The 566-nt window shown below is 71.2% G+C and carries 1 protein-coding gene; it reads left to right on the top strand.

Annotation, left to right across the window (positions count from 1 at the left end):
* The coding region (recR, locus tag EK403_RS19315; RefSeq protein ID WP_245479801.1) for a recombination mediator RecR at nt 1-490 on the top strand (490 nt) is incomplete at its 5' end.
* Nucleotides 491-566: the final 76 nt, after the last annotated feature.

Here is a 566-nt window from a genome sequence, read left to right as displayed (position 1 = left end):
CGACGCGCTGCTCGAGCCGCTCGCGGACGCCATGCGGATCGCCTGCGAACGGGTCGCGGTGTGCTCGACCTGCGCCAATGTCGACACCCAGGACCCCTGCGCGATCTGCCGCGACCCGCGCCGCGACCCCTCGACCATCGTGGTGGTGGAGGACGTCTCGGACCTCTGGGCGCTGGAGCGCTCGGGCGCGGTGACGGCGCGCTACCATGTGCTCGGCGGGGTGCTGTCGGCGCTCGACGGAGTCGGCCCGGAGGACCTCAATCTCAGCAAGCTCGCGGAGCGCGCGCGCGACGCCGAGGTCCGCGAGGTGATCCTGGCGGTGAACGCCACCGTCGAGGGCCAGACCACGGCGCATTACGTCACCGACCTGCTGGCCGAGACCGACGTCAAGGTCACGCGGCTCGCCCATGGCGTCCCGGTCGGCGGCGAGCTCGACTATCTCGACGACGGCACGCTGGCCGCCGCGATCCGCAGCCGCACGACGTTCTGAGGCCCTGGAACCGGCGCCAACGCCGTCATGCCCGGACTCGATCGGGGCATCTTCCGTGTTTTGGGTCAAGTTACGC

Origin of the sequence: Hansschlegelia zhihuaiae, from assembly GCF_004103825.1 — a bacterium.
Lineage (GTDB): Bacteria > Pseudomonadota > Alphaproteobacteria > Rhizobiales > Methylopilaceae > Methylopila > Methylopila zhihuaiae.
This window is presented reverse-complemented; position numbering and strand designations above follow the sequence as displayed.